A 24983-nucleotide genomic window follows, 5' to 3' on the forward strand; every position below is an offset into this window, starting at 1 on the left:
CATGTCTCGGATCAAGGAGTTCAACCTGCCCGACCTGGGCGAGGGCCTGACCGAGGGCGAGATCCTCGCCTGGCTGGTCAAGGTCGGCGACGTGATCGAGCTGAACCAGCCGATCGTCGAGGTGGAGACGGCGAAGGCGGCCGTCGAGATCCCGGCGAAGTGGGCCGGCCAGGTGCAGGCGATCTTCCACCCGGAGGGGAGCACGGTCGAGGTCGGCACGCCGATCATCGCTATCGACACCGACCCGGGTGCGGGGCCGATCGAGGCGTCGACGACCGGCGCGCCGTCCGCCGCCCTGCCCACCCCGTCGGCGGCCTCGCTGGCCGCGGTCGAGGTGGCGCCGAGCGAGGGGGCGGTCGAGCCGGGCCTGATCGGCGGTCCGGCCCCGGGTGGGCGTACCGCCGTGCTGGTCGGCTACGGCCCACGGACCGCGGCGGCCAAGCGGCGCCCGCGCAAGGGCGGCACCCCGGTGCCCGCCCAGGCGGGCACCCCCGCCGCGCCGGTCGCGCCGGCCGCTCCCGTCGCCCCGGCGGCACCGGCCCCGGTGGCCAGCGCGCCGTCGAACGGCCACGCTCCGGCCGGTGGGCCGGTGCTGGCCAAGCCGCCGGTACGCAAGCTGGCCCGGGACCTCGGCGTCGACCTCTCCACCCTGGCGGGCTCGGGCCCGCTGGGCTCGATCACCCGCGAGGACGTGCAGCGGGCGGCGAGCGGGTCCACCGCGGCGGCCGAGCCGCTCGCGGCGTCGGCCCCGGTCACGGCGGCCGCGAGCTTCGGCGCGGACCGCGAGCAGCGCATCCCGGTCAAGGGGGTACGCAAGCTCACCGCCGAGAACATGGCCCGCTCGGCCTTCACCGCGCCGCACGTCACGGAGTTCCTCACCGTCGACGTGACCCGGGCGATGAAGGCCCTGGACCGGCTGCGCAACCGGCGCGAGTGGCGCGACGTGCGCGTCTCGCCGCTGCTGCTGGTCGCCAAGGCGGTGCTGCTGGCGGTCAGGCGGCACCCGATGGTCAACTCGACCTGGGCCGGCGACGAGATCGTGGTCAAGGAGTACGTCAACCTGGGCATCGCGGCGGCCACCGAGCGCGGGCTGATCGTGCCGAACATCAAGGACGCCGGCCGGCTCTCGCTGCGCGAGCTGGCGGACGCGATGACCGACCTGGTGCAGACGGCCAAGGCGGGGAAGACCTCGCCGGCCGACATGTCCGGCGGCACGCTGACGATCACCAACGTCGGGGTGTTCGGGGTGGACACCGGCACGCCGATCCTGCCCCCGGGCGAGTCGGCGATCCTGGCCTTCGGCGCGGTCCGCGAGATGCCCTGGGTGCACAAGGGGAAGGTCCGCCCGCGTCAGGTCACCACGCTGGGCCTCTCCTTCGACCACCGGATCATCGACGGTGAGCTCGGTTCGAAGTTCCTGCGCGACATCGGGGAGTTCCTGGCCGACCCGGAGGCGGCGCTGCTCGCCTGGACCTGACCGGTTCCGACGCCAGCCGACGGCCGGTGTGCAGGGGTTCGCCCCGGCACACCGGCCGCTTCCGTTGGGCGACATAAACGTAGGTCACCCAACCGGCTCACCTTCGATTGTTCGGCTCGTGTCCCAGCTCACCTAATAATCGATGGCGGCTGGGGCTGCCGTGGGGTTCAATGGAGACATCAAGGGGCTGACAACCGAATAGCCAGGAGGAGAGCCACCGTGAGCATGATCGAGCGAATCCGTACCCGCCGCGACGCCAACCGGCGCGCCCGTGCCATCGAGCACGCGCTGCGCTCCGCCAACTCGCCCGCGGTCCGCGAAGAGATCCTCGCCATCGCCCAGCGTCACATGAGCTGACGCCCAGAACCTTCCTCACCTCCTCCAGATCGACGACCCGCCTGGTCCGCCCGGGCGGGTCGTCGGCGTTTTCCCGCCCGTCGGCACCGGGATTCCACCTCGCCGCAGCGCCCGGTACGGTGGGCTTCGGTCGTCGCGCACCGGCCGGAGAAGGTCGAGTCGATAGAAGCCGCTCGACACCACCCGGCCACGTGGAGTGACGACCGTGCTCCCCGGACGCCCTCGGGCGGCCACCGGATACGGTGCGGGGAGCCGGCACGGCCGGCACGCCGGCGACGCCGGCCGCCCTGCCGAGCAGACCGATCGGCAGCGGTGGCCGACAGGTGATGGAGGAGGCGCACGCATGACGTCCGAGGGCACGCACCACCCCGGCCAGCAGCCGGACGAGGTGTCTCCGGGCGCCGGCGGACCGGCGCCATACGGCGACCGCCCGGCGCGGCAGGACAACGGCTACGGCGCGGACGCTCCCGACCTGGGCTGGGCGCCTCCGCCGCCGTCCGGGCGGCCGGGCCCGCCCACCTGGGGCGCGCAGGGCGGGCAGCCGCCGGCCCCGGCCTGGGCCGCCCAGGCACCGCAGCAGAACGACCCGCCCCAGCCCGGCCAGTGGGCGCCAGCCGGCGGGTCGACCCAGCCGGCGTGGCCGGGCGCGCAGGAGCAGGCCGGCCCCGCCTGGGCCGCCGACGCGCAGCCACCGCACGCCAACCAGCAGCCGCACGCCGCTCCGGAGCAGCCCGCCTGGGCGGCGGCGGAACAGGCCGCCCCGGCCTGGGCGCAGCAGCCCGAGCCCGCCGCCCGTGGCGCCGCCCGGGTGCCGCAGCCCGCGGCCGCCCCGCAGCCCTGGCCCGCCCAGGACGGCGACCCGAACCGCCCCGGCGGCTGGCCCGCCGGGTCCCCACAGGACCCCGCCGGCGCCGGGCAGCAGGAAGATCCCCACCGCCCCGGTGGCTGGGCCGGGCAGCAGCAGGGCGACCCGAACCGACCCGGCGTGTGGGCCGGGCAGCAGGACGAGCAGGGCCACTCCGCCGGGGCGGCGGAGGACCGGCCCCGGCAGGACGACTGGGCCGCGCAGCAGGACGACCCGAACCGCTCCGGCGGCTGGGCCGCGTCGCAGCAGGACGGGCAGCCCGCCTGGGCGGCGGCGGAACAGGCCGCCCCGGCTTGGGCGCAGCAGCCCGAGCCCGCCGCCCGTGGCGCCGCCCGGGTGCCGCAGCCCGCGGCCGCCCCGCAGCCCTGGCCCGCCCAGGACGGCGACGCCAACCGCCCCGGCGGCTGGCCCGCCGGGTCCCCACAGGACCCCGCCGGCGCCGGGCAGCAGCAGGGCGACCCGAACCGCCCCGGCGTGTGGGCCGGGCAGCAGGACGAGCAGCCGGGCTGGGACGCCGGTGCGGAGCAACGGCCGGGCGGGTCCTGGGCCGACGCGCCCCGGGACGACCAGCCGCGCGGCGGCGAGTGGCCGGCCGGGGACGAGCCGGCCCGCTCCCCGCGCGGTGCGGCCTCCGTCCCCCAGCAGACCGACGACCGGGACGCGACCGGGTGGGGCGCCGCCCCGCCCGCCGCGACCCCGCCCGGCCGGGCCTCCGTTCCGGTGCCCGGTGACGGCGGGCCGGCGCCGTGGGCCTCCGGCACGGAGGCCCCGCAGCAGTGGACGGGCAACCCCGCCGAGCGTCCGGCCGTGCCGGACGTGCAGCCGTGGTCGGCCGACGAGGCGTGGGGGCGCGCGGAGTCGAGCGAGCCCGCCGCCGGCCGGGCCGGCAACGGCTGGGAGCCGGAGCGGGCCGAGGAGCCGCCCGCCTACCAGCCCGCCCCGGGCCCCGGTATCTCGCCGGCCAACGCCGTACCGCTGCCGCCCCAGGAACAGCGGGTGCCGGGCGCCAGCCTGGCCGCCGCCCCGCCGGTCGACTACGCCGCACCCGCCCCGTTCACCCCCGAGCAGTCCGGCCGGGAGGGCGGCCTGCCGCCGTACGAGCAGGAGCAGCCGGCCTGGGCCCAGGGCGGCTCCCGGCACGACGAGCCGCAGTCTCCGGCCGGGCCGGTGGTCCCCGCCCCGCGCACCTCGCCGGAGTCGGGCGGGCGCGCGTCCGTACCGTCGCCGGAGGCCGCCGAGCCGGCGGCCGGCAGCGTCTCGGCGAGCGCGTCGGTGCCGCTCGCCAGCCGGGTGATGCCCCCGACCGACCAGGCCCTGCGCCCGGGCGGCACGCCCGCGCCGCAGCCCCGGGTCTACGGCCGCCCGTCCCGCCCGGAGCCCGCGGACGAGCCGGAGCGGGACGAGCCGAACGCGGGCCGCTGGGCGGACCACGCTCCGCCGCCCCGCTTCGACCAGGCTCCGGAGCCCCGCTTCGACCACGGCCAGGACAACCGGTTCGACCACGGCCAGGAGAGCCGCTTCGACCAGGACCAGGACAGCCGCTTCGGCCGGGGTCCGGAGACCCGGTTCGACCAGCCGTCTGAGCCCCGCTTCGACGACCGGGCACCGGGCGGGACCGCCACCTTCGGCGCGGTCGCGCCCGCCTCGCCGGCCGCGCCCCCGGCCTTCCCGCCGGGCGTGCCGTCCTTCGTCGACGCGCCGGCCAACGACCGGCCCGTGAACGGGGTCCGGCCGCACGGCGGCGGCGACCGCCCCGCCGACCAGTTCGGCGCCCCGGCGGCCGGCGGGGCGGCACCCGGCTACGGGCCCGCACCGATGGCCGAGCCCACGTCAGGCGGCGCGTTCCCGCCGCCCCCGCAGCAGCCCGGCTCCTCCTGGGACCAGGGCGCCCCGGAGCAGGACCAGGGTCGGTTCGACTCGTTCAAGCCGATCGCCGAGCCGAAGACCGAGGCGCCCACGCCCAAGATTCGCAACGGCCGGGTGCTCGCCGCGGTGCTCGTCGCGGCGGTGCTCATCCTGGCGGTGCCGCTGGGCCTGCTCATGCTGCTCGGCAAGATCGGGGGCGAGGACCAGGCCCCGGCGTTCGACCCGGCGGTCGGCAGCTGCGTCAAGAAGTCGGGCGAGAGCGCGGCGGCGGCGGACTGCGGTGAGGCGGGCGCCTTCACCGTGGTCTCCAGGGTGGACGCCAGGGACAAGTGCGCCGACCCAGCCCAGCCGCACGTGGTGCTCCAGGGTGGCGGCGCGAACCGGGTGCTCTGCCTCAAGCCGGCGGGCCAGTAGCCACCTCACGACGGCGGGGCCACGGTGAGCCGTGACCCCGCCGTCGTGCGTCCGGCTCCGGCCGGCCCCGGCAAGCGCGGACGGTGCCGGGCGGCCCGCGACGGTACGCGCCCCGTCGGTCGGCACCCCATGCCGGGCGCGTGGTGCCCGGTACGCCTGACCGGAGATGTCCTAGAGCTCCTGGACAGGACGTGACAGCAGGCAGAACTCGTTGCCCTCGGGGTCGGCGAGCACGACCCAGCTCGCGTCGGAAGGCTGTCCCACGTCGACGCGTCGTGCGCCGAGGGTCAGCAACCGGTCGAGTTCCTCCTCGGTGGACACGCCGTCGGCGCGCAGGTCGAAATGCAACCGGTTCTTGGTGACCTTGCCCTCCGGCACAGCCACCACGTCGATCATCGGTGCGGAACGGTCGGCGGCTCCGATGGTGATCACCTCCCCCTCCCGGTCGACGACCTGCCAGCCGAGCACCGAGCACCAGAAGTCCACGATCAGTTCTGGTCGGACGGCGTCGATGGCGATGTAGGAAAGACGGCTCGGCATACCGCCATTCTCACCCGCCCGCGACGACGCACCAGCCCAGCGCGCCGCTCGTCCCGCGAACAGCCGACCAGGCCAACCGCCACGGCCGCCGGGCACGGCGCCGGCTCTGGCTAGTCGACCGGAATGCGCAGGTCACGCACCGGTGAGGCGATGACCAGGGCGAGGCTGATCACGACGGGCACAGCCAGCATCAGGTACGCGACCCGGACCCCGTAGGTGTCTGCGGCCAGCCCGCCGATCAGGGCACCGAACGGAGTGCCGCCCCAGGCCAGCATGCGCCCGGTGGTGTTGACGCGGCCCTGCAGCACGTCGGGGGTGAGCAGTTGGCGCACGGTGATGCCGTTCGCGTTCACGGTCAGGCGCGCCACGGCCCACATCGCCCACCCGGCCAGCCCCAGGGTGAACGCCGACGTGCCGGCCAGGCCGACGAGGGCCGCGACGAAGATGACGAGCCCCACGATGGACACCATTCCCTGGCCGGCCCGACGGCTGGCTCGGGGCAGGATGACGGCGGCGATCAGCGAGCCGACCGCGGCGGCGGCGTAGAGCAGGCCCAGGCGCTGGTCCTCCGGGCTCAGACCGAGAGCCTGGTCGGCGTGGACGACGAGCAGACCCAGCACGCCGCCGGCGGCGACGTTGAGGCCGAAGCCCGCGGCGGTCAGCGTACGCAGGGCGGGCGTCCGCCAGAGGAAATGCACTCCTTCGGCGATCTCGGCCCGCAGCCGGCGGGCCACCGGCGGCCCCGGGTCCAGGCCGGTGCGGATCTGGACGAGCAGCGCGGCGGACACCAGATAGGTGGCGGCGTCGACGGCCAGCACCAGCGTGGGGTCGGCGATCGCGGCCAGCAGTCCGGCGGCGGCGGGCGCGGCGATCTCCAGCACGATCTCGGTGGACCAGACGAGGCTGTTCGCCCGGGTCACCCCTGGCTTGCCGACGATGCGTACGAAGGCGCCCCAGGCCGCGGCGTCGAACCAGCAGAAACCGCAGCCCACGCCGAACGCCACGACGAGCAGGTACCAGGAGGCCAGCGCATCGAAGAGCGCGGCGACCGGAACGGTCGCGAGCAGGAGAGCGCAGCACACGTCGGCGGTGATCATCATGCGCTTGCGCCGCAGGCGGTCCGCGGCGGCGCCGGCGAAGAGCCCGAACAACAGGTACGGCAGGGCTTCGAGGCCGACCACCGCCGCGGTCAGCGTCGGGGAGGCGCTCGTACGGTAGACCAGCAGCGGCAGGGCGACGGCGCTGGCAGCGGTCCCGGCGACCGAGATCGATCGGGCGAGGTACCAGAAGGAGAAGTCACGGTGAAACAGCCGGCGTCCTTCGACGCCGGCTGCCTCGGTGCGCTGCGTCACGGCCTGCTTCAGCCCAGCAGGGCGAGTTGCCGATCGTCGATGCTGGTCAGTGCGAGGTGCAGGTCCGCCGCCAGATCGTCGGCGAGGCGAGTCATCGACGCACCTTCCTCGTCACTCGGGTGGAAGCAACAAGTGCCGCCGCCGGTGCCGGGGGCGACGTTACGGGCCATCGGCTCCTCGACCTCGTCGCCGGGGTGGAAGCACGCTTGGCCGCCGCCGCCACCGGGCCCGTCGTTACGGGCCATCAGCTCCTCGGCCTCGTCGCCCGGGTGGAAGCACAAATGGCCGCCGCCGCCACCGGGCCCCACGCTACGGACCATCAGCTCCTCGACCTCGTCGCCCGGGTGGAAGCACATGGAGCCGCCCGGGGGAGAAAGACGAGCCGTCAGCTCACCGTCCTCGTCGCCGGGGTGGAAGCAGGGGGAGACGCCGCCGGGCACACCGTGGCGAGTTACCAGCTCATCGTGCTTGTCACCGGGGCCAAAGTAGAAGTTGTCAGCAGACACGTTTCCCTCATCTCGTTCGAACTGGACCTGGTCGGGTGACCGTCGTCCGTTCCGGGGACGGCCACAGGTGCCACCCCCGCCCGGTCGGGACGACGGGCACCCCGTGCCGCACCAGGCTGAAGCGCTCCAGCCCCGGGGCGATAGTGGTGGCCACCGCGATCGGTGAGCCGACTGGCGCGACCTCGCACACGTGGTAGCCGATGCCGTGACGGGCCAGAGCCCGCCGGACGTGCTCCAGCCCCCACCGTGGGCTGCCGTCACCTGCTACGTCCGCGCGTAGCGGCACCGCCCGCACCGGGCCGGAGAGCAGCTCGTCGAGTGGCATCGAGGCACACCGTTGCAGTGCCGGCCAGGTCGCCAGACGCTGGACGGCAGGCGAGCCCGTGGATGGGGAGAGCGCACAGACCTGGATCAGTTCGCCGAGGGCACGCGACGCGGCGTCGGTGGCCCAGAGCGACGCGCCGGCCCCGAGCCGGGTCGGCTCGCCGCCGGCCGCCGGGCTGACCGCCAGGTACACCGGCACATCCAGGTCGGTCGTGATGTCGAGCAGGTGCACGGGTGCGCCGGCCGCCCGTACGGCGCCCGCGTGCAGCGAACGCAACCCGTCCGGCAGTTCCCCGACCGGCACGAGGTCGACGTCCGGAACTCCGGCGACGTACCAGCGCAGGAGCGCCTGCCCGAGCCCGTCGTGTTCGATCAGCTCGCAGAGGCCGTGATAGACGGCCTCTGCCAGGTCGACGCCTGCCGCTGTGCCCAGGCTGGACGAGTACCGCAGCAGACTGCGGTACGGCCGGACGTCGTCACCCGCCACCGGCCACCGGTAGTAGCGCGGATCGGTAAGGAAGGTGGGATAACGGACCTCGCCGTAGGAGGCACACGCCGCGACGGAGTCCGGAAACTCCGCCGCCCACCGCCGCACGACCAGGTCGGAATCCAGGGCGGACTGCCCGGCCACGACGCTCGCCGGCAGTAGCCTGGTGGCGTCCGCGGTCCATCGGCGGTTGCCCCGGGCCGACATGAGATAGCGCTCCAGGGCCTCGAAGTACGCGCTCGCCGCGCCCTGGGGACCTGCTCCCTTCCCCGCACCGACGGCGACCCGGGCCCCGTCCCGGAACAGCGTGACGCGCATGGTCGGCGATGCGGCCGGGCCGAGGACCGCGACCCGCGCCGTGAGGCCGAGCCGGTCGATCTCGGCGGAGGCCGTCGCGAGGGCGCACTGCGCGGGCACGGATCGGAACGGCACCGCAGCCTCCCCCGGGACTATTCACCGGCCCGGACTGTGTCAACGAACTGCTTCGATGTCAACGGCTGGCAGCGGAATAGGGGCTACGCGACGCACCGCGTGCCAGGGTCGCCGCCCGGTCCTCGCTCGGGATCGGCTCGGGCGCCCACCCGGATCCCACCAATCAACCGCCGCCTACTCCATGACGATTCCTGGCCTTCGACACGCCGAGCAGTCACACCGGCTCAGCCGCCACCGCCGACCTCGACACAGGCCTAGCGGCGGTTGGTCCTCCTGACCAGGAACCAGGCCAGGCCGCCGACGAGCACGACCGACGAGACGAGACAGCACAGCGTGGCGATGTGCCACGGCTTGATCGCACCCATCCCCGCACGATAGCGGTGCCGCCCACCGTCCGAACGCCCCGAAAGGTCCCGGCCGACTCGCGGGCGCCCGATGGACTGCCCTCCGCCGCCCGGCCGGACCCCGGGCCGGCGGACAGTGGCCTCCGGGAAAGCGAAGCGCCCGCCCCGGGACGGGGACGGGCGCTCTCGGCTTCGGGTCGGTCAGGTCCGGTCGGTGACCTGGGCGACGAAGGCACGCCAGGCAGCCGGGGAAAAGTTCAGCGTCCCGCCGTCCCGGTCCTTCGTGTCACGGACGAGGACGACTCCCGGAATGTTGTCCGCGACCTCAACGCATGACCCGCCGTTGTTGCCGCTCTTTGTGCTCTTGCGCCACTGCGCGCCGGTCATGTCCATGCTGCTGCCGCTTTCCTGATCAGCTCTAGGGATTGAGGCCGGGAGAGGGCTTCGCTTCTGATGCGCTCCCACCTTCGATTCAGCGTAGCAACGTCCGTAGCTTCGTTTACGATCTGCGCCCGCGCCTGACTGTCGACGTGCGCGTCCTGCTCGCCGGTAGGTAGTTCGGCCACGATGAAGCCCCCGCCGAGGCCCGGATACATCCCGACGTCGCGGCACGACCAACACCTGAACGCACGGCAACGCCGCGCACCTGACAAGGTGGGTGACCTGATCACGCATCAGCTCGCGGTCGCCGTACGCCGACTGATACAGCACCAACTCGTGGACAACCGCGACGAACAGCGGCGGGCGCTCGCGCCTCAGAACGGCCTGACGGTCGATGCGCGACGCGACGGCGTTGTCTACCTCCTCGGCCGTCAACGCCTCGCCCGTGAGCGTCGCCCGCGCATAAGCCTCGGTCTGAAGGAGGCCGGGAATCCATGTGTGCTCAAACCAGCGCAGCGCGACCGCCTCGCGCTCCCATTCGACCCACTCGCGAAGCCATTGCGGCTCGCGGCGTTTCAGGACATCGGGCCATAGGTCCCCAACGTCCCGACGCAGGATCGCCGCGACCTTCGCGCGTCGTCGCGGCTGCGGGACCCGTCCCGGGCTTATCCACCGCGCGGCCGTCTTCGGATCGACCCCTGTCTGCGCTGCGAGGCTTTCCGCAGTCTCGCCCGCCTCGGCCATGGCCGTTTGAAGCGCATGGTTCATCCCGCCTCCAGCATGGACGTCCTAGGCGTTCCTGAGAATAAACCTTCGTCGTGTACTGGTCCCGTCGCTCTCGGCAATCTTGTGCGTAGACGGCGTGAGCCGGCGGAGACACCCGAACCCGCCGATCGCGTTGCCCCGGGGCCGCCGGGGACCGGCACTTCGGCGGCCTCCCTCCGACCATCGACCGAGGGGGAAGCCGGGCCCGACGAGACACCGAAGCCCGCCCCGAGCCCCGCGCCGAGAACCGACCCGCCGCCGGCGCGTCCGATCGTCCCCGGGCCGATCGGCCCCTTCGTTCCGCCGTACAGGAGCCCCGGCCGCGTGACGAACGTCGTCCCCGCGTCCCGCTGGGTCGGCGGGGCACACGGGGGCACGCGGTGAAGCTGAAGTCCGGCGACGTCGTTCACCTGACCCGCGCCGCATCCCCGCAGTTCGTGAATCCGATCGTGATCCGCGTGATCCGCGAGCTTCCCGAGCGGTTCACGTACCACGGTTGGCTGTGGTTCGAGGGCTACCAGTCGACGGGAAGGGCGTCGCCGTGGCGAAGCGCGAGCTGTTCGCCCTGCGCGAAGGGCTGCGCCGGCTCGACACCCCGCCCGCCCCAGCGAGAACCGTCCGCCGACCGCTCCCCCGGACGCCCGTGAGAACTGGCTGATGGTTCCTCGTCGCATCCTCCCGCACCTGCCGTCCCGGCCCACCTGGCGCTGCCAGTCGTGCGGGATCGCGTGGCCGTGCTCGCCGGCGAAGCTGAGGCTCCTCGGCGAGTACCGCGAGAACCGGAAGGGCCTGATGGTTTACCTGGGAACGCTGAAGGCCGAGGCCGCGCAGCAGCTGGCCGTCCAGGACGGCGGCCCGTCGCCGGCCGACGTGGACCGGCGCTTCGTGAACTGGGCGGCGCCCGTCCTGTAGCCCGGCGCGCCCGGCCGGTGCGGCGCGCCGCCTGTCGTCCGGGTCACGGAGCCCGGTCGGCCCGAGCCCGGCATGGCAGGCTGGCGGGCATGGGAACGACAGCGCGCGTACGTGCCCCCGAGTTGCGGGGCCGGCAGTGGCTCAACACGGGCGGGCAGGACCTGACCCTCCAGGACCTTCGGGGTCGCATCGCCGTCCTGGACTTCTGGACCTTCTGCTGCATCAACTGCCTGCACGTGCTCGACGAGCTGCGCCCGCTGGAGGAGAAGTACGGCGACGTGCTCGTCGTGGTCGGCGTGCACTCGCCGAAGTTCGAGCACGAGAAGGACCCGGACGCGCTGGCCGCCGCCGTGGAGCGGTACGGCGTGCACCACCCCGTGCTCGACGACCCGGAGCTGGACATGTGGCAGCAGTACGCGGCCCGCGCCTGGCCCACCCTGGCGGTGATCGACCCCGAGGGCTACGTGGTGGCCACGATGGCCGGCGAGGGCCACGCCGAAGGGCTGGCCCGCCTGATCGACGACCTGATCGCCACCCACGAGGCGAAGGGCACCCTGCACCGGGGCGACGGCCCGTACGTCCCGCCCGCCGAGCCGGAGACCACGCTGCGCTTCCCGGGCAAGGCGGTGCTGCTGGGCAACGGCAACCTGCTGGTGTCGGACTCGGCCCGGCACTCGCTGGTGGAGCTGGCCCCCGACGGGGAGACGCTGCTCCGCCGGCTCGGGACCGGCACCCGGGGTCGGGAGGACGGTCCGCCCGGGGCGGCGGCCTTCTCCGAGCCGCAGGGGCTCTGCCTGCTGCCGGCGCACACCGCCGAGGTGGCCGGCTACGACCTCGTCGTCGCCGACACCGTCAACCACCTGCTGCGCGGCGTACGCCTGGCGGACGGTGCGGTAGTCACCGTCGCCGGCACCGGCCGGCAGTGGCGCTCCACGGTCGACGACCACCCGCACGACGCGCTCTCGGTCGACCTCTCCTCCCCCTGGGACCTGGCCTGGTACGACGACAAGGTCGTCATCGCGATGGCCGGCATCCACCAGCTCTGGTGGTTCGACCCGGTGAAGCGCACCGCCGGCATGTACGCGGGCACCACCGTCGAGGCGCTGCGCGACGGCCCGCTGGGCGAGGCGTGGATGGCGCAGCCGTCCGGTCTCTCCGTTTCCGCCGACGGCACCCGGCTCTGGGTGGCCGACAGCGAGACCAGCGCGATCCGGTACGTGGAGAACGGCGTCATGGGCACCGCCGTCGGGCAGGGGCTCTTCGACTTCGGCCACGTCGACGGGCCGGCGGCGGAGGCGCTGCTCCAGCACCCGCTGGGCGTGTGCGCGCTGCCGGACGGCTCGGTGCTGGTCGCCGACACGTACAACGGCGCGGTCCGCCGCTTCGACCCGGAGAGCGACCTCGTCTCGACGGTCGCCGACGGGCTCGCCGAGCCGAGCGACCTGGTGCTCACCCCCGCCGGTGACGTGCTGGTGGTGGAGTCGGCCGCGCACCGGCTGACCCGGCTGGCCCCGGGGGCGCTCTCGGCGGCCGGCGCCAGCACCGTGGACGGTCCCCGGCACCGCACCGAGCGCAGGCCCACCGACGTGCCGGCCGGCGAGCTGACCCTGGACATCGTCTTCACGCCCGCGCCGGGGCAGAAGCTGGACGAGACGTACGGCCCGTCGACGCGCCTGGTGGTCTCCGCGTCCCCGCCCGAGCTGCTGCTGTCGGGGGCCGGCACCGGCACGGAGCTCTCCCGCCAGCTGGTGGTGAACGGCGACGTGGCCGAGGGCGTGCTCCAGGTGACCGCCCAGGCGGCGACCTGCGACGCGGACGTCGAGCACGCGGCCTGCCACCTGACCCGGCAGGACTGGGGCGTCCCGGTCCGGGTGGCCGACGGCGCCTCCGCCCGGCTCGCCCTGGTGCTCCGCGGCCTGGACGCCTGAGCCGCGCGGCGCGCCGGCTCAGGCGAAGGGGGCGGGCGGCACGCCGGCGTCGATGAGGGCGGCGCGGACCAGCTCGGCGCAGCGGACCGCGCCGGGGGTGTCGCCGTGCAGGCAGATCGACTCGACCGGGCACGACACGACGGTGCCGTCGACCGCGACCACACACCGCTCGGTGGCCATCCGGACGGCCCGCAGGGCCACCTCCTCCGGGTCGGTGACCAGCGCGCCGGCGGCACCGCGGGGGACCAGGGCGCCGTTGGGCAGGTAGCCCCGGTCGGCGAAACCCTCGGCGACGACCCGTAGCCCCGCCCCGGTGGCGAGCTGGGCGAGCACCGAGCCGGGTGGGCAGAGCAGCGGCAGCTGGTCGTCGTAGTCGCCGACCGCGGCGACCAGCGCCGCCGCCTGGGTCTCGTCGCAGGAGGCGGCGTGGTAGAGCGCGCCGTGCGGCTTGAGGTAGCGGACCCGGGTGCGGGACAGCCGGCAGAACGCCTCCAGCGCGCCGAGCTGGTAGGTGACCTCGTCGCGCAGCTCCGCGAAGGCGTACGCGATGTGTCGCCGGCCGAAGCCGGCGAGGTCGCGGTAGCCGACCTGCGCGCCCACGGCGACGCCGCGTTCGGCGGCGCCCTCGCAGACCCGGCGCATGGTGGACGCGTCGCCGGCGTGGAAGCCGCAGGCGACGTTGGCGGAGGTGACCAGGTCCAGCAGCGCGGCGTCGTCGCCCAGCCGCCAGATGCCGAAACCCTCGCCGAGGTCAGCGTTGAGGTCCATGGAACCTGACCGTAGTGCCTGGGCGGGCCTGCGCGAGCGGGGTCACGTCGTCCACCACCCCGACGACGGGGTATCCCCCGGTGGTCGGGTGGTCGGCGAGGAAGATCAGCGGCTGGCCGTCCGCCGGGACCTGCACCGCGCCGAGCACGATGCCCTCACTGGGCAGTTCCCCGGCGACCGCGCGGGGCAGCGCCGCGCCGGTGAGTCGCGCGCCGACCCGGTTGCCGACCGGGCTCACCGCGTACGCGCCGTCGAAGAGCAGGTCGAGCGCGGCGGCGGTGAACCAGTCGTCGCGGGGGCCGAGCCGCAGGGTCAGCCGCAGCTCGGCCGGGGTGGGCGGCGCGACGGTGAGGTCCACCGGGGCGGGTGGCCCGGTGGGTGTGCCCAGGGGCAGCCGGTCGCCGTCGCGCAGCGGCGGCGGGCCCAGCCCGGAGAGGGTGTCGGTGGCGCGGCTGCCGAGCACCGGCTCGACGTCGATCCCGCCGCCGACGGCGAGCCAGTTGCGCAGGCCGGCCCGGGGCGGGCCGATCCGCAGCACCGCGCCCGCCGGCACGGACAGCGGCCGGCCCACGTCCCCCGGTCGGTCGCCGACCCGGACGGCGGCGTCGGCTCCGGTGATCGCGACCGTCGCCGCGCGGGGGAAGCGCAGCTCGCACCCGGTCATCGTGATCTCCAGGCCGGCGGCGGGCTCCGGGTTGCCGACGAGCCGGTTGGCCAGCCGCAGCGCCGCCGGGTCGAGCGCTCCCGACCGGGGTACGCCGAGGTGTGCCCAGCCGGCCCGGCCAAGGTCCTGGACCGTGGTCAGCGCCCCGGCGCGGAGCACCTCGACCGCCCGCCTCACGCGGCCGCCAGGCGTACCGGGGTGCCGGGGGCGAGGCGGGCCGGCGGGTCCGCGCGCACGTCGAAGAGGGCGAGGTCGGTGCGGCCGACCAGCAGCCAACCGCCGGGCGACGCGGCGGGATAGATCCCGGCGTACGGGCCGGCCAGGGCGACCGAGCCGGCCGGCACCCGGGGACGCGGGGTGGGCAGCCGGGGCACCGCCAGCTCGGCGGGGAGCCCGGTGAGGTAGGCGAACCCGGGGGCGAAGCCGCAGAAGGCCACCCGGAACGGGGTACGCCGCAGCCGTTCGACCACCGCCGGCACGCCCACGCCCCAGTGCTCGGCGACGCGGGGCAGGTCCTCCCCGTCGTACGTCACCGGGACCTCGACCAGGGCGGCGGCGCGGCGGGGGGCGGCGGGCCGGGGCGTCCAGCCGGCGATCCGCGCGGCCGTCGCCGCCGGGTCGGGCACCCCGTCGAGCAAGACGGTGGTGGCCGCCGGCACTATCTCGACGGCGGCCAGCTCGCCGCGTTCGCGCCGCCGCCACAGCTCCGCCCGCCACCCCTCCACCTGGTCGGCGTCGTCACAGTCGAGCAGCAGGGCGTGCGCCCCGACCGGTCTGGTCCGCATTCCGCCATACTTCCCGACGGGCGCGCGGCGTCCCGCCCGGCGGGGCGCCGTCCCACGTGACCACGGGCACTACTTGCAAGTAACCTACGGTGTCGTAACCTATTGGACGTGACCACCTCCGCACCGCGACTCAAGCCGGTCGACATCGGTAAACCCCGGATGCGCGGCTGGCTGCACACGTACGCGTTCTTCGTCGCCGCGGTCGGCGGCGTCGCGCTGAGCGCGGTCGCCGCCACCAGGCCCGGCTGGGCGCCCCTGGTCAGCTGCGTCATCTACAGCCTGACGGTGTGCGGGCTCTTCGGCACCAGCGCGCTCTACCACCGGCGGGTGTGGACCGAGCGCGGGTTCCAGATCATGCGCCGGATGGACCATTCGATGATCTTCGTGTTCATCGCCGGCACCTACACGCCGTTCTGCGTACTGCTGCTGCAACCCCGGCCGGCCGCGGTCATGCTGTCGCTGGTGTGGGGCGGCGCCCTTGCCGGGGTGGCCGTCAAGCTGGTCTGGCCGCACGCCCCGCGCTGGGTCTCCGCGCCGCTCTACCTGGCGCTCGGCTGGGTCTCGGTCGCGATGCTGCCCGACATCCTGCACCAGGGCGGGGTCACCGCGCTGGTACTGCTCATCGTGGGCGGCGCGATCTACAGCGTCGGAGCGGTCTGCTACGCGCTACGCCGGCCCAACCCCTGGCCCGCCGTCTTCGGCCACCACGAGTTCTTCCACGCCTGTACGCTGCTGGCCGCGCTCAGCCACCACATCGCCATCTACTTCGCGCTCTTCGCCTGACCGGTCGCGCGCGCCGCCCGGCGTCGTCCTCCGGCCCGGCCCCCGGACGTCCCGCCCGGGGTTCTACGGGAGCCCGGCGACGGATCACCGGGGCACGCGCCGGGGGCCCCGCCGCGTGGCGGAGCCCCCGGAAGAGACGCTGACGCCGAACTCAGACGGTGCCGCCCGGCCGGCGCACCTCGCGGTACTCCTGCACGACCGGCTCGCCCTGCACCGGCACCACCCGCTCGGTGACCACCCGGTCCCCACGCGCCGGGGCGGCGACCACGGTCCGGCGGCGCGAGTTCCAGAAGTGGAGCGTGAGCAGCAGGCCGGCCACGCCGGCGAGCATCAGCACCCAGCCGACGACGGCCAGGTTGAGCCAGCCCAGATCCGCCTCCACGGCGAACGCGAAGATCGCACCCAACGCGATCAGGAAGATGCTGCCACCAAAGCCCATGTCGTCGCCCTCCTCAGCTGTTACCTGGCGTTTCCTTCCGCCGCGGCCATCGGTGAGGGTGCGGCATCCATCGACTTACCCCGGCGCTCCGACCGCCAATCGGGCAAGCTGGGGACATGACGGACGATCACGCCCGGGCAAGGACACTGGTGCTGCTCCGGCACGCCAGGGCGGAGCAGCCCGGGGAGACGCCGGACGTACACCGTGCGCTGGCCGACCGGGGGCGGGCCGACGCCGCGGCGGCCGGCGCGTGGCTCGCCAGGCACGACCTGCTGCCGGACGTGGTGATCTGCTCGGTCGCCCGGCGCACCCGGGAGACCTGGCACGGCGTGGCGATGGGGATGACGGGTTCGCCGCCGGAGGGTGGTTCGGCCGGTCCCGCCCCCGTCGTGCGCTACGAGGCGGACGCCTACGACGCGAGCCCGGAGCAACTGCTGTCCCTGGTGCGCGGCGTGGACCCGGCGGCGCGGACGGTGCTGCTGGTCGCCCACAACCCGGGCGTCTCGCTGCTCTCCGCCCTGCTCGACCCGGAGCGGGCGGATCAGGACGGGATGCGCACCGCCGACGTGGTGGTGCACCGGTCCGCCGACGACTGGGCGGAGTTCGACCGGGGCCGGGCGCCGGTCGTCGACCGGCACACCGCACGCCACTGAGCCACCCGCCTGTGCGTGACGGGTGGCTCGGGGGCCGCTCGTGGCGTCGGGGACACCGCCGGACCGGGCGGTGAACGGGGCCGGCGACGGCCCCGGATCAGGACGGCGGTGCCGTCGGCGGCGGCGGGTCGGGCGGCGGCGGCATCATCGCGGTCGGGTGCGAGAGCCGGTTCTCCTCGACGATCAGGGTCCGCGCCCGCTTGCGCCGGTCCTGCCAGAACCAGAGCGTGGTGAGCAGTACGCCCAGCCCGGCCAGGATGAACACCCAGCCGACCGCCCGCAGGTCGACCCACCAGACGTTGGCTCTGATGGCGAAGGTGAGGATCGCGCCGATGGCGATCAGGAAGATTCCGCTACCAATGCCCATGTGCGCTGCACTCCCCCGTGCGGTGGCTCTGGGCGTTCTCTGACGTGGCTCCGCGACGGTTACCCGCCACGTCGCGGGGCTACCCGGATGGCGCCCGCGAATAGTCCCGCGGGCCGGTCCCGCCGGCCGCCCGGGGCCGGGCGTCGGGCACGGCCGGCGTCAACCGGCCCGTCGGGGCTCGAACCAGTCGACGATGCCGCCGAGGTGGTCGACGAAGGTCTCCGACCGTTCCCACCTGACGGTGACCGGCTCGTCCGCGTCGACGTGCCGGTAGATCGGCAGCCCGCGGACGCAGAGGCCGTAGAGGATGGTGCGGTCGCAGACCCGGCAGCCGAGGTAGTGCCGCAGCGTGTAGCGGGTCTCCGACTCGAAGATCGCCGTGGTCCGCTCCAGGGGGCAGTCCGCCCGGAGCAGGACCATGTCCCCCAGAGCGACCCGCTGGAGCAGATTGGCGGTGGTACGGGACGAGTCGATCATGCTCTTGTCGTCACCGGGAGAGAATCGGACCAGCACCCGGTCACAGACGCACATACCAGTCAACTGAGCCCCCACCGTCGAAGGTCCGCCGGCTGACCACGGTAGTCCCCCGGCACAGCGCGGCGCCGGGTGGCGGCGCGCCGACCGACGGCCCCGGAGCACGGACGACGACGGCCGGATGGGGGTCACCCCACCCGGCCGTCGTGCCGGATCAGCGCCGGGTCGCCCCGACCACGTCGCCGCCCGTGCCGGATCAGCGCCGGGTCACCCCGGCCGCGCCGCCTCGTGTCGCGGCCCGCCTCAGAATGCCTCCTCCGGGAGGTCCATGACGTCCAGGTCGGTGCCCTCGATGATCCGCCGGTCGGCGCCGATGCGGGGCAGCACCTCGCGGGCGAAGAAGCGGGCGGCAGCCACCTTGCCGGTGTAGAACGCCTTGTCGGCGGCGGAGACCTCGCCGGCCAGCGCCTTCAGCGCCACGTCGGCCTGCTTCTGGAGCAGCCAGCCGACGACCAGGTCGCCCATCGCCAGCAGGAAGCGCCGGCTGCTCAGGCCGACCTTGTAGAGCGCCCGGGAGTCGCCGCCCTGCGCCTCGCCCAGCCAGCCGGTCAGCACGCCGACCATGTTCTGGATCTCGGCGAGCGCCTTGCCCAGCGCCTGCCGCTCCTCCTTGAGCTGGCCGTTGCCGGCCTCGGTGGCGATGAACTCCTGGATCTCGCCGGCGACCGCCATCAGCGCCTTGCCGTTGTCCCGGACGATCTTCCGGAAGATGAGGTCGAGGCTCTGGATCGCGGTGGTGCCCTCGTAGAGGGTGTCGATCTTGGCGTCCCGGACGTACTGCTCCAGCGGGTAGTCCTGGAGGAAGCCGGAACCGCCGAAGGTCTGCAGCGACTCGTGACCGAGCAGCTCGTACGCCCGCTCGGAGCCGACGCCCTTGACCAGCGGGAGGAGCAGGTCGTTGACCCGCTTGGCGAGCTTGGTCGCCTTCTCGTCACCGGCCGCCTCGGCGATGGCGACCTTGTCCTGCCAGGTGGCGGTGTAGCAGACCAGCGCGCGCAGGCCCTCGGCGTACGCCTTCTGCAACATCAGCGAGCGGCGCACGTCCGGGTGGTGGGTGATCGTGACGCGCGGGGCGGTCTTGTCCGCCATCTGGGTCAGGTCGGCGCCCTGCACCCGGCTCTTGGCGTACTCCAGCGCGTTCAGGTAGCCGGTCGAGAGGGTGGCGATGGCCTTGGTGCCGACCATCATCCGCGCGTTCTCGATGATCATGAACATCTGGCGGATGCCCTCGTGCTTCTCGCCGAGCAGCCAGCCCTTGGCCGGTACGCCGTGCTCGCCGAAGGTCACCTCGCAGGTGTTGGAGACCTTCAGGCCCATCTTGTGCTCGACGTTGGTGGCGAAGACGCCGTTGCGCTCGCCCAGCTCGCCGGTGTTCTCGTCGAAGTGGTACTTCGGCACCACGAAGAGGGAGAGGCCCTTGGTGCCCGGGCCGCCCACGCCCTCGACGCCGACCGGGCGCGCCAGCACGTAGTGGATGATGTTGTCGCTCAGGTCGTGCTCGGCGGAGGTGATGAAGCGCTTCACGCCCTCGATGTGCCAGGAGCCGTCGGGCTGCTGGACGGCCCGGGCGCGGCCGGCGCCCACGTCCGAGCCGGCGTCCGGCTCGGTGAGCACCATCGTCGAGCCCCACTGCTTGTCGGCGAAGAGCTTCGCCCACCGCTTCTGCTGCTCGGTGCCCTCGACGTGCAGCACGTGCGCGAAGGACGGGCCGGAGGAGTACATCCAGACGGCGGCGTTGGCGCCGAGGATCAGCTCGGCGAGGGACCACACGAGTGCCCGCGGGGCGTTGCTGCCGTCCAGCTCAGTCGGGAGCTCCAGCCGCCAGAACTCGGAGTTCATGAACGCCCGGTACGACTTCTTGAACGACTCCGGCAGCGGCGCGGTGTGCGTGGCCGGGTCGAAGACCGGCGGGTTGCGGTCGCTGTCCGTGTAGCTGGCGGCCAGGTCCTCGCGGGCGAGGCGGTCCACCTCGGCGAGGATGTCGCGCGCGGTGTCGACGTCCAGCTCCGAGTACGGGTCCTGGCTGAACGCCTGGTCCGCCCCGAAGACCTCGAAGAGGTTGAACTCGAGGTCCCGAAGGTTGCTCTTGTAGTGGGTCATGCTCGCTGGCCCCGCTTCCGGACAGGTGTTACCGATCAGTAACCCCGACTGTATTACCGATGGGTAGGCAGCGACAACCCGATCTCGGAAGTGACGGCGATTACACACCTGCCGTTCGGGTTGCGGAACGGCCCGCCGTGACCCGGCACGCCGCGGGGGCCGGCTCAGCCCTCGGCCGCGCCGACCTCCCAGCTCGGCACGGCCGCCGTGGCCACCCCGCGCGAGCCCGTGTACTCCATCAGGACCAGGGCGATGTCGTCGTCGAGCCGGCCGTGCACCCACTCGACCAGGGCGGTCTCCAGCGAGGCGAGCCCGTCGGCGACCGTGCCGTGGCCGAGCAGCCGCCAGGCCCGGTCGGCGGTCGGGAAGAACTCCCCGTCCCGGCGGGCCTCACCGAGCCCGTCGGTGAAGAGCAGCAGCCGGTCGCCGGGTTCCAGCCGCTCGACGCGGGGGCGGACCGCCGGCATGAAGCCCAGCGGCGGGGCGGGGGCCGGCGGTTCGAGCGGGATGACGGCGCCCCGGCGCAGCAGCAGCGGCGGCGGGTGGCCGCAGTTGACGATGGTGAGCGTCCCGCCCCGCTCCTCGACCAGCGCCGCCGTGACGAAGTCCTCGTCGCCCACGCTCCGGGCCACCGCCCGGTCCAGGTCGGCCACGATGGCCCGCAGGTCGGCCCGCTCGTACGCGACGTGCCGGTAGGAGCCGAGCACGATGCTGGCCAACCGCACCGCGTCCAGCCCCTTGCCCCGCACGTCACCGATGATCATGCGCACCCCGTACGGGGTGTCGACCGCCTCGTAGAGGTCGCCGCCGATCTCGGCCGTGGCCGTGGAGGAGATGTACCGGGCGGCGACCGAGAGCGTTCCGACCTGCGGCCCGAGCGGGCGGAGCACGGCCTGCTGGGCGACCGAGGCCAACCGGGACAACTCGACGATCTGCTGGGCCTGGCGCTGCCGCACGGCCGCCGTGGCGACCGCGATCGCGGTGCCCAGCACGATGCAGGCGACGGCGACCGCGGTGGGGAGCGCCATGGTGTCGGCGCCCAGGGCGAACCCGATCCCGAGGGCCGTGGCGGCGACGCCCACGCCGAGCGTGATCCGCCAGGACGCCAGCGCCGCGGCCAGGAAGGGCGCGGCCACCATGAGCGCGATGTAGTTCGCCGGACGGCCGTCGGCGAGCTCCACCGCCGAGACGATCGCGAGCAGGGCGAGGGCCGCGCCGAGGCCGGCGCGGGATCCGGGACTCAGCGGGCCGGGGCCCGACTGGAAGGGTCGCGTGCGTACGAGGGACAGCATGCCTGATCGACGTGAGCGGGTGAATGAACCTGGCCCGTCATTCGAGGATGTTCTGCCCGCGCGGCTCGCGCCGCCGGCCGATCGCCCGGTGCGGGGCTCAGCCCAGCACCTCGTAGCGGACCTCGACGTGGCCGGCGTCGAGCGGGGCGATCTCGGCGAACGCGGCCCGGGAGAGGTCGAGGCAGCGCCCGTCGACGAACGGTCCGCGGTCGTTGACGCGTACCGTCACGGACCTGCCGGTGGACGGGTTGGTGACCCGGACCCTCGTGTCGAACGGCAGGGTCCTGTGCGCGGCGGTCAGCTGCGACGGGTCGAAGTGCTCGCCGTTGGCGGTGAGCTGCCCCTCGGAGTAGAACGACGCGCCGCACGAGCCGCTCTCCACGACCGGGCGGGCGGTGCTGCTCTTCTTCTTCGCCGCGCTGGGCTTCGGCGCGGCGGTACGCGGCTTGCCGCGCGAGGGGGCCTGGGTGGACCGGGCGGCCTTCGGGCTGGCGGTCGCGCTCGGCGACGCGCTGGCGCTCGGCGAGGCGGCCGGCGAGCCGGAGGGAGCGACGCTCGGCACGCCGGTGGGCGGGAGGTCGGCGGCGACCGGCGGCGGGGCGGGCCGCGCGTCCGAGGTCAGCTGGACGGCGCCGACGGTGCCGCCGACGGCGAGGGCGACCCCGACCGCGGCGGTGGCCGCGATGCCGGCCGGCGAGGAGAAGATGCGGGGACGGGAGTGCCTGCCAGCCACCGGTCCGGTCCTTTCGTGAGCTCAACAAACCGGGTCGGACCGTAACGAGAGAAGCACTTCCGAAGTCAACGTGATCATGGTGGTATCGCCGGAATTAGAGGCATACGTGTGGCCGATCATCCGACCCCGGGTGGGCCGCGCGGCCCGGGTCCGGGGCGGGCCACCCGTCCCGCCCCCGGTGGCGCAGGATGGTGCCCATGCCCTCCGAGCTGAGCGGACGCCTCGCCGAACTGGTCCGGTGGATCGACCCCGGCCCGGCCGCCAGTCACCTGGTCAGCGACGTCACCGGCTGGTGGCGGGACCCGGTGGTCCTCGCCCGCCTGGGGCCGGCCCTGGTGGAGCCGTTCCGGGCCGCCCGGCCGACGGTGGTCGTCTCGCCCGCGGTCACGGGATACCTGCTCGGTCCGCTGGCCGCGACGGCGCTCGGGGTCGGCTTCGTGCCGGCACACAAGCCGGGCGACGGCCGGCTGCCCGCCGGGCCGCTGACCTGGGCGCGGAGCCCGGCCGACTTCCGGGGCCGACGGGTGGACCTGGCCGTCCGGGAGCACGGTCTCGGCCCCGGCGACCGGGTGCTGGTGGTGGACGACTGGGTCGCCACCGGGGCGCAGGTCCGCGCGCTCTACGAGATCTGCGCCGCGCGGGGGGCGGAACCGGTCGGCACCGCCACCGTGGTGCTGGACTGCCCGCCGGCGGTCGCCGCCGAACTGCGCGTACGGGGGCTCGTGGACGGCGCGGAGCTCACGGGTTGACCTCAACCTCGGTTGAGGTCCGACGATCGTCGCCATGGGCGAGGAGATCCTGGACGAGGCGTACCGACGACTGCACCGCACCGGGCCCGAGTACGAGGGCTGGCTCTCCAACCACGGGCCGATGGCCGTGGAGGCGCTGGTCCGGCACGGCCACGGCCGGGCGGTGCACCGCTGGCTGGACGCGTACCTGGGGCGGCTGGACGAGCTGCCGCGCGGCCTGCGCCCCGTCGAGGACTGGCGCGAGGCCCTCGGCGACCCGAAGCGGGCCGGGGACTGGCTGGCCCACTTCGACCGGGAACTGCGCGAGCGCCCCTGGCGGGAGGTGCTCGGCACCTGGTGGCCCCGGCTGCTGCCCGGGATCGCCGCCGGAGCCACGCACGGCGTCATCCGGGTCGGGCACGCCGTGCGCGCCCTGCGGGAGGCGCGGGAGAGCCCCGAGCGCCTCGCCGAGCTGGGCCAGGCCCTCGGCTACTGGGCCGCCCGGTGGCAGCCGGTCCCCGGGGCCGACCCGTCGACCGGTGCCGGACGGGCGGCGACGCCCACGGGCGCGCCCGGGGACGGCGATCCGCGCGTCGCGTCCGCCCTGGCCGGGCTGCCCCGCATCGCCGACCGCAGCGGGGGCATCCGGGACCGACTGGGGCGGCTGCCGGCCCTGCCGGACTGGCCGGCCGCGCTGGCGGCCCTGCCTCCGGCGTCCACCCCGGCCGGGGCCGGGTGGGACCTGGCCGCGCTGGTGCACGGCGCGAGCCTGGACTACCTGCGCTTCGGGCACGCCGAGCCGGTGATGCTGGTGCACGCGGTGACCGCACCGACGGCCGTGCTGCGTACCCTGCCGGCTCTCGACCCGGCGCTCTGGGCGCCGAGCGTCGCCGCGGCCTGGTCCGCGACGGCGGCCGTGACCGCGATGTACGCCCCGGTGCGGCCGGCCGCACCGCCCGCGGTTGCCGCCGGTGACCCGGCGGAGGTCTTCGCCCGCGCCGCCCGGCACGGGGACGCCCACGTGGTGAAGCTGGCCGACGCGGTCCTGGAGGCGCACGCGGCCAGCGGCGACGACCGGGTGCTCGCCGCGGCCGGCTACGCCGGTCAGCTGATCTGAACGAACTCCTCCACCGCGGTGCAGACCCGGCCGAGCGCCTCGGCGGAGCGGGCAAGCGGCCCCGGCACCATCAGCGCGTGGTCGGCCTGGTCGACCTCCACCACGTGCGGGGTGAGCCGGCGGGCGACCGAGCCGTCCCAGGACGGGTCGGCGGTGCCGCCCACCAGCAGGACCGGCGCGGTGGCGCGGCGCAGCCCGTCGACCACCGCCGGCAGTTGCAGCAGCGGGGTGAGCCAGACGGACGGCAGCCCACGGTCGGCGGCGAGCGGCGTGGCCATCGAGCCGAGCGACTTGCCGACCAGCAGGTGCGTCGGCTCCGCGAGGGTCGGGGCGACCTGCCCGATCACCCAGTCGATGGTCGGGCCCGGCCCCTCCCGGTCGGGGTCGAAGCGCTCCGGCACCTCCCAGGAGATGCCGTGCAGGGAGTAACCCACCCGGCGCAGCGCCTCGCCGGCGTAGACGAACAGCGGGAACCGCGTGTCGTAACCCCGGCCCGGAATGAGCACCGCCCGTCGCCCCGCCATGCCGCCTCCCGATCGTCGCCCGACCCACCGTAGCCCCATCGGCACCGAGCGTGGGGGCGGAAATGCCGCGACGGGCGATCTGCGGCGGCGGTAGCGTCGGCAGGATGTGGCCTCGGATCGGTGGACTGCGCACCCTCGCCCTCGGCACCCCCGGCGAGCTGCGGGCCCGGCTGAACACCCTGGTGCTCGCCGGGGTGAAGACCGCGACCGCCGGGCTGCTCACCGAGTACGCCGGGGAGGGCGAGGAGTTGGAGCGGGTCGGCGAGCGGCTGGTCCTCGTCGACGACGCGGACGCGCTGGTCGGCGTCGTGCAGGTCACGGGTGTCGAGGTGGTCCGCTTCGCCGAGGTGCCGTGGGAGTTCGCCCGCTCCGAGGGGGAGGGCGACCGCTCCATCGAGGAGTGGCGTGAGGGGCACGCCGCCTACTGGGCGCGGGTGGGCACCCCCGTCACCGCCGACAGCGAGGTCGTCTGCATCCGGTTCCGGCTGGTCTCCGCCGGCGACGGCGGGATCGCCACCGGGGACCTCGGCACCTGACGACGCCGGG

General features: G+C 74.5%; 26 protein-coding genes and 1 pseudogene. 11 read left to right on the forward strand and 16 right to left on the reverse strand.

All coding sequences use genetic code 11. From position 1 onward, the window contains the following. Window position 1 precedes the first annotated feature (1 nt). From V6V16_RS05750 to V6V16_RS05760, 3 genes are all read left to right on the forward strand, one after another. Window positions 2-1477 (forward strand): dihydrolipoamide acetyltransferase family protein, encoded by a 1476-nt coding sequence (locus tag V6V16_RS05750; protein WP_334560209.1) that lies wholly within the window; start codon window positions 2-4, stop codon window positions 1475-1477. A gap of 219 nt (window positions 1478-1696) precedes the next feature. Beyond that, on the forward strand, window positions 1697-1834 hold the full coding sequence (locus V6V16_RS05755) for a hypothetical protein (protein ID WP_168222356.1): 138 nt from the start codon (window positions 1697-1699) through the stop codon (window positions 1832-1834). 343 nt (window positions 1835-2177) lie between these two features. Further along, the gene (locus V6V16_RS05760) at window positions 2178-4979 is read left to right on the forward strand and encodes an LppU/SCO3897 family protein (RefSeq protein WP_334560120.1); all 2802 of its coding nucleotides are present in this window, start codon (window positions 2178-2180) and stop codon (window positions 4977-4979) included. A gap of 171 nt (window positions 4980-5150) precedes the next feature. On the opposite strand, the gene V6V16_RS05765 is transcribed toward V6V16_RS05760, so the two are convergent. The 6 genes and pseudogenes from V6V16_RS05765 to V6V16_RS05790 all read right to left on the reverse strand — a co-directional run bounded on the left by V6V16_RS05765 (window position 5151) and on the right by V6V16_RS05790 (window position 10113). Then, window positions 5151-5519, reverse strand: a complete 369-nt coding sequence (locus V6V16_RS05765; RefSeq protein WP_334560123.1) for a VOC family protein — start codon at window positions 5517-5519, stop codon at window positions 5151-5153. Window positions 5520-5629: 110 nt separating this feature from the next. Beyond that, complete coding sequence (locus tag V6V16_RS05770; RefSeq protein WP_334560127.1) at window positions 5630-6871, reverse strand: MFS transporter; 1242 nt, start codon at window positions 6869-6871, stop codon at window positions 5630-5632. Window positions 6872-6879: 8 nt separating this feature from the next. Next, the gene (locus V6V16_RS05775) at window positions 6880-7377 is read right to left on the reverse strand and encodes a hypothetical protein (RefSeq protein ID WP_334560129.1); all 498 of its coding nucleotides are present in this window, start codon (window positions 7375-7377) and stop codon (window positions 6880-6882) included. Between the two features lie 7 nt (window positions 7378-7384). Beyond that, complete coding sequence (locus tag V6V16_RS05780; RefSeq protein WP_334560130.1) at window positions 7385-8620, reverse strand: YcaO-like family protein; 1236 nt, start codon at window positions 8618-8620, stop codon at window positions 7385-7387. A 545-nt stretch (window positions 8621-9165) separates the two neighbouring features. Next, window positions 9166-9357: a DUF397 domain-containing protein gene (locus V6V16_RS05785; protein WP_334560131.1), complete on the reverse strand. Its 192-nt coding sequence runs from the start codon at window positions 9355-9357 to the stop codon at window positions 9166-9168. After that, a pseudogene (locus V6V16_RS05790) lies at window positions 9348-10113 on the reverse strand (DUF5753 domain-containing protein). Before V6V16_RS05790 ends, V6V16_RS05785 begins: the two are co-directional and overlap by 10 nt. A 377-nt stretch (window positions 10114-10490) precedes the next feature. On the opposite strand from V6V16_RS05790, the gene V6V16_RS05795 reads away from it, so the two are divergent. The 3 genes from V6V16_RS05795 (at window position 10491) to V6V16_RS05805 (ending at window position 12950) form a co-directional block, all read left to right on the forward strand. Beyond that, window positions 10491-10757 carry a hypothetical protein gene (locus tag V6V16_RS05795; RefSeq protein ID WP_442934037.1) on the forward strand — a complete coding sequence of 89 codons (267 nt, stop codon included), beginning with the start codon at window positions 10491-10493 and terminating at the stop codon, window positions 10755-10757. 10 nt (window positions 10758-10767) lie between these two features. Further along, window positions 10768-11022: a flavin reductase gene (locus V6V16_RS05800; protein WP_334560134.1), complete on the forward strand. Its 255-nt coding sequence runs from the start codon at window positions 10768-10770 to the stop codon at window positions 11020-11022. An 89-nt stretch (window positions 11023-11111) separates the two neighbouring features. Then, window positions 11112-12950, forward strand: coding sequence for an NHL domain-containing thioredoxin family protein (locus tag V6V16_RS05805; protein WP_334560137.1), 1839 nt, complete (start codon window positions 11112-11114; stop codon window positions 12948-12950). An 18-nt stretch (window positions 12951-12968) separates the two neighbouring features. On the opposite strand, the gene V6V16_RS05810 is transcribed toward V6V16_RS05805, so the two are convergent. Genes V6V16_RS05810 through V6V16_RS05820 form a run of 3 tightly spaced genes read right to left on the reverse strand, consistent with a single transcriptional unit; the run spans window position 12969 to window position 15167 of the window. Then, window positions 12969-13718, reverse strand: a complete 750-nt coding sequence (locus V6V16_RS05810) for a LamB/YcsF family protein (protein ID WP_334560140.1) — start codon at window positions 13716-13718, stop codon at window positions 12969-12971. Then, window positions 13702-14658, reverse strand: a complete 957-nt coding sequence (locus V6V16_RS05815) for a biotin-dependent carboxyltransferase family protein (protein WP_442934038.1) — start codon at window positions 14656-14658, stop codon at window positions 13702-13704. The genes V6V16_RS05810 and V6V16_RS05815 overlap by 17 nt, the downstream gene beginning before the upstream one ends. Next, the gene (locus V6V16_RS05820; RefSeq protein WP_334560143.1) at window positions 14556-15167 is read right to left on the reverse strand and encodes a 5-oxoprolinase subunit B family protein; all 612 of its coding nucleotides are present in this window, start codon (window positions 15165-15167) and stop codon (window positions 14556-14558) included. Before V6V16_RS05820 ends, V6V16_RS05815 begins: the two co-directional genes overlap by 103 nt. A gap of 108 nt (window positions 15168-15275) precedes the next feature. Here V6V16_RS05820 and trhA point away from each other — a divergent pair, with 108 nt between their 5' ends. Further along, window positions 15276-15950 (forward strand): PAQR family membrane homeostasis protein TrhA, encoded by a 675-nt coding sequence (trhA, locus tag V6V16_RS05825; protein WP_334560145.1) that lies wholly within the window; start codon window positions 15276-15278, stop codon window positions 15948-15950. Window positions 15951-16101: 151 nt separating this feature from the next. On the opposite strand, the gene V6V16_RS05830 is transcribed toward trhA, so the two are convergent. Next, window positions 16102-16389, reverse strand: a complete 288-nt coding sequence (locus tag V6V16_RS05830) for a DUF6458 family protein (RefSeq protein WP_334560147.1) — start codon at window positions 16387-16389, stop codon at window positions 16102-16104. A 116-nt stretch (window positions 16390-16505) separates the two neighbouring features. On the opposite strand from V6V16_RS05830, the gene V6V16_RS05835 reads away from it, so the two are divergent. Then, entirely contained in the window at window positions 16506-17042 is a 537-nt protein-coding gene (locus V6V16_RS05835; RefSeq protein ID WP_334560150.1) for a SixA phosphatase family protein, read from the forward strand. Window positions 17043-17139: 97 nt separating this feature from the next. Here the strand turns inward: V6V16_RS05835 and V6V16_RS05840 are convergent, their stop codons facing one another. The 5 genes from V6V16_RS05840 to V6V16_RS05860 form a co-directional block, all read right to left on the reverse strand. Next, window positions 17140-17409 (reverse strand): DUF6458 family protein, encoded by a 270-nt coding sequence (locus V6V16_RS05840; RefSeq protein ID WP_013730795.1) that lies wholly within the window; start codon window positions 17407-17409, stop codon window positions 17140-17142. A gap of 159 nt (window positions 17410-17568) precedes the next feature. Then, the gene (locus tag V6V16_RS05845; RefSeq protein WP_334560151.1) at window positions 17569-17886 is read right to left on the reverse strand and encodes a hypothetical protein; all 318 of its coding nucleotides are present in this window, start codon (window positions 17884-17886) and stop codon (window positions 17569-17571) included. 300 nt (window positions 17887-18186) lie between these two features. Then, the gene (locus V6V16_RS05850; protein WP_334560153.1) at window positions 18187-20043 is read right to left on the reverse strand and encodes an acyl-CoA dehydrogenase; all 1857 of its coding nucleotides are present in this window, start codon (window positions 20041-20043) and stop codon (window positions 18187-18189) included. Window positions 20044-20207: 164 nt separating this feature from the next. Further along, the gene (locus tag V6V16_RS05855; RefSeq protein WP_334560154.1) at window positions 20208-21335 is read right to left on the reverse strand and encodes a PP2C family protein-serine/threonine phosphatase; all 1128 of its coding nucleotides are present in this window, start codon (window positions 21333-21335) and stop codon (window positions 20208-20210) included. A 97-nt stretch (window positions 21336-21432) separates the two neighbouring features. Further along, complete coding sequence (locus tag V6V16_RS05860) at window positions 21433-22068, reverse strand: septal ring lytic transglycosylase RlpA family protein (RefSeq protein WP_334560155.1); 636 nt, start codon at window positions 22066-22068, stop codon at window positions 21433-21435. A 197-nt stretch (window positions 22069-22265) separates the two neighbouring features. On the opposite strand from V6V16_RS05860, the gene V6V16_RS05865 reads away from it, so the two are divergent. Next, complete coding sequence (locus V6V16_RS05865; RefSeq protein WP_334560157.1) at window positions 22266-22817, forward strand: phosphoribosyltransferase; 552 nt, start codon at window positions 22266-22268, stop codon at window positions 22815-22817. Between the two features lie 34 nt (window positions 22818-22851). Beyond that, window positions 22852-23913, forward strand: a complete 1062-nt coding sequence (locus V6V16_RS05870) for a hypothetical protein (RefSeq protein ID WP_334560159.1) — start codon at window positions 22852-22854, stop codon at window positions 23911-23913. On the opposite strand, the gene V6V16_RS05875 is transcribed toward V6V16_RS05870, so the two are convergent. Further along, complete coding sequence (locus V6V16_RS05875) at window positions 23901-24437, reverse strand: alpha/beta hydrolase (RefSeq protein WP_334560161.1); 537 nt, start codon at window positions 24435-24437, stop codon at window positions 23901-23903. The genes V6V16_RS05870 and V6V16_RS05875 overlap by 13 nt on opposite strands. Before the next feature lie 104 nt (window positions 24438-24541). Between V6V16_RS05875 and V6V16_RS05880 the strand changes: the two genes are divergently transcribed. Next, window positions 24542-24973 (forward strand): ASCH domain-containing protein, encoded by a 432-nt coding sequence (locus V6V16_RS05880; RefSeq protein WP_334560163.1) that lies wholly within the window; start codon window positions 24542-24544, stop codon window positions 24971-24973. The last annotated feature ends 10 nt before the right edge of the window (window positions 24974-24983 follow it).

This window comes from Micromonospora sp. CPCC 205561, assembly GCF_036906775.1.
GTDB lineage: Bacteria > Actinomycetota > Actinomycetes > Mycobacteriales > Micromonosporaceae > Micromonospora.

Excerpts from the sequence above, each read along its gene's own strand:
- V6V16_RS05750 (WP_334560209.1), top strand. The coding sequence starts at position 2 with ATGTCTCGGATCAAGGAGTTCAACCTGCCCGACCTGGGCGAGGGCCTG.
- V6V16_RS05760 (WP_334560120.1), top strand. The coding sequence starts at position 2,178 with ATGACGTCCGAGGGCACGCACCACCCCGGCCAGCAGCCGGACGAGGTG.
- V6V16_RS05765 (WP_334560123.1), bottom strand. The coding sequence starts at position 5,519 with ATGCCGAGCCGTCTTTCCTACATCGCCATCGACGCCGTCCGACCAGAA.
- V6V16_RS05785 (WP_334560131.1), bottom strand. The coding sequence starts at position 9,357 with ATGGACATGACCGGCGCGCAGTGGCGCAAGAGCACAAAGAGCGGCAAC.
- V6V16_RS05800 (WP_334560134.1), top strand. The coding sequence starts at position 10,768 with ATGGTTCCTCGTCGCATCCTCCCGCACCTGCCGTCCCGGCCCACCTGG.
- V6V16_RS05805 (WP_334560137.1), top strand. The coding sequence starts at position 11,112 with ATGGGAACGACAGCGCGCGTACGTGCCCCCGAGTTGCGGGGCCGGCAG.
- V6V16_RS05810 (WP_334560140.1), bottom strand. The coding sequence starts at position 13,718 with ATGGACCTCAACGCTGACCTCGGCGAGGGTTTCGGCATCTGGCGGCTG.
- V6V16_RS05820 (WP_334560143.1), bottom strand. The coding sequence starts at position 15,167 with ATGCGGACCAGACCGGTCGGGGCGCACGCCCTGCTGCTCGACTGTGAC.
- V6V16_RS05830 (WP_334560147.1), bottom strand. The coding sequence starts at position 16,389 with ATGGGCTTTGGTGGCAGCATCTTCCTGATCGCGTTGGGTGCGATCTTC.
- V6V16_RS05835 (WP_334560150.1), top strand. The coding sequence starts at position 16,506 with ATGACGGACGATCACGCCCGGGCAAGGACACTGGTGCTGCTCCGGCAC.
- V6V16_RS05840 (WP_013730795.1), bottom strand. The coding sequence starts at position 17,409 with ATGGGCATTGGTAGCGGAATCTTCCTGATCGCCATCGGCGCGATCCTC.
- V6V16_RS05845 (WP_334560151.1), bottom strand. The coding sequence starts at position 17,886 with ATGATCGACTCGTCCCGTACCACCGCCAATCTGCTCCAGCGGGTCGCT.
- V6V16_RS05850 (WP_334560153.1), bottom strand. The coding sequence starts at position 20,043 with ATGACCCACTACAAGAGCAACCTTCGGGACCTCGAGTTCAACCTCTTC.
- V6V16_RS05855 (WP_334560154.1), bottom strand. The coding sequence starts at position 21,335 with ATGCTGTCCCTCGTACGCACGCGACCCTTCCAGTCGGGCCCCGGCCCG.
- V6V16_RS05865 (WP_334560157.1), top strand. The coding sequence starts at position 22,266 with ATGCCCTCCGAGCTGAGCGGACGCCTCGCCGAACTGGTCCGGTGGATC.
- V6V16_RS05870 (WP_334560159.1), top strand. The coding sequence starts at position 22,852 with ATGGGCGAGGAGATCCTGGACGAGGCGTACCGACGACTGCACCGCACC.
- V6V16_RS05875 (WP_334560161.1), bottom strand. The coding sequence starts at position 24,437 with ATGGCGGGGCGACGGGCGGTGCTCATTCCGGGCCGGGGTTACGACACG.
- V6V16_RS05880 (WP_334560163.1), top strand. The coding sequence starts at position 24,542 with ATGTGGCCTCGGATCGGTGGACTGCGCACCCTCGCCCTCGGCACCCCC.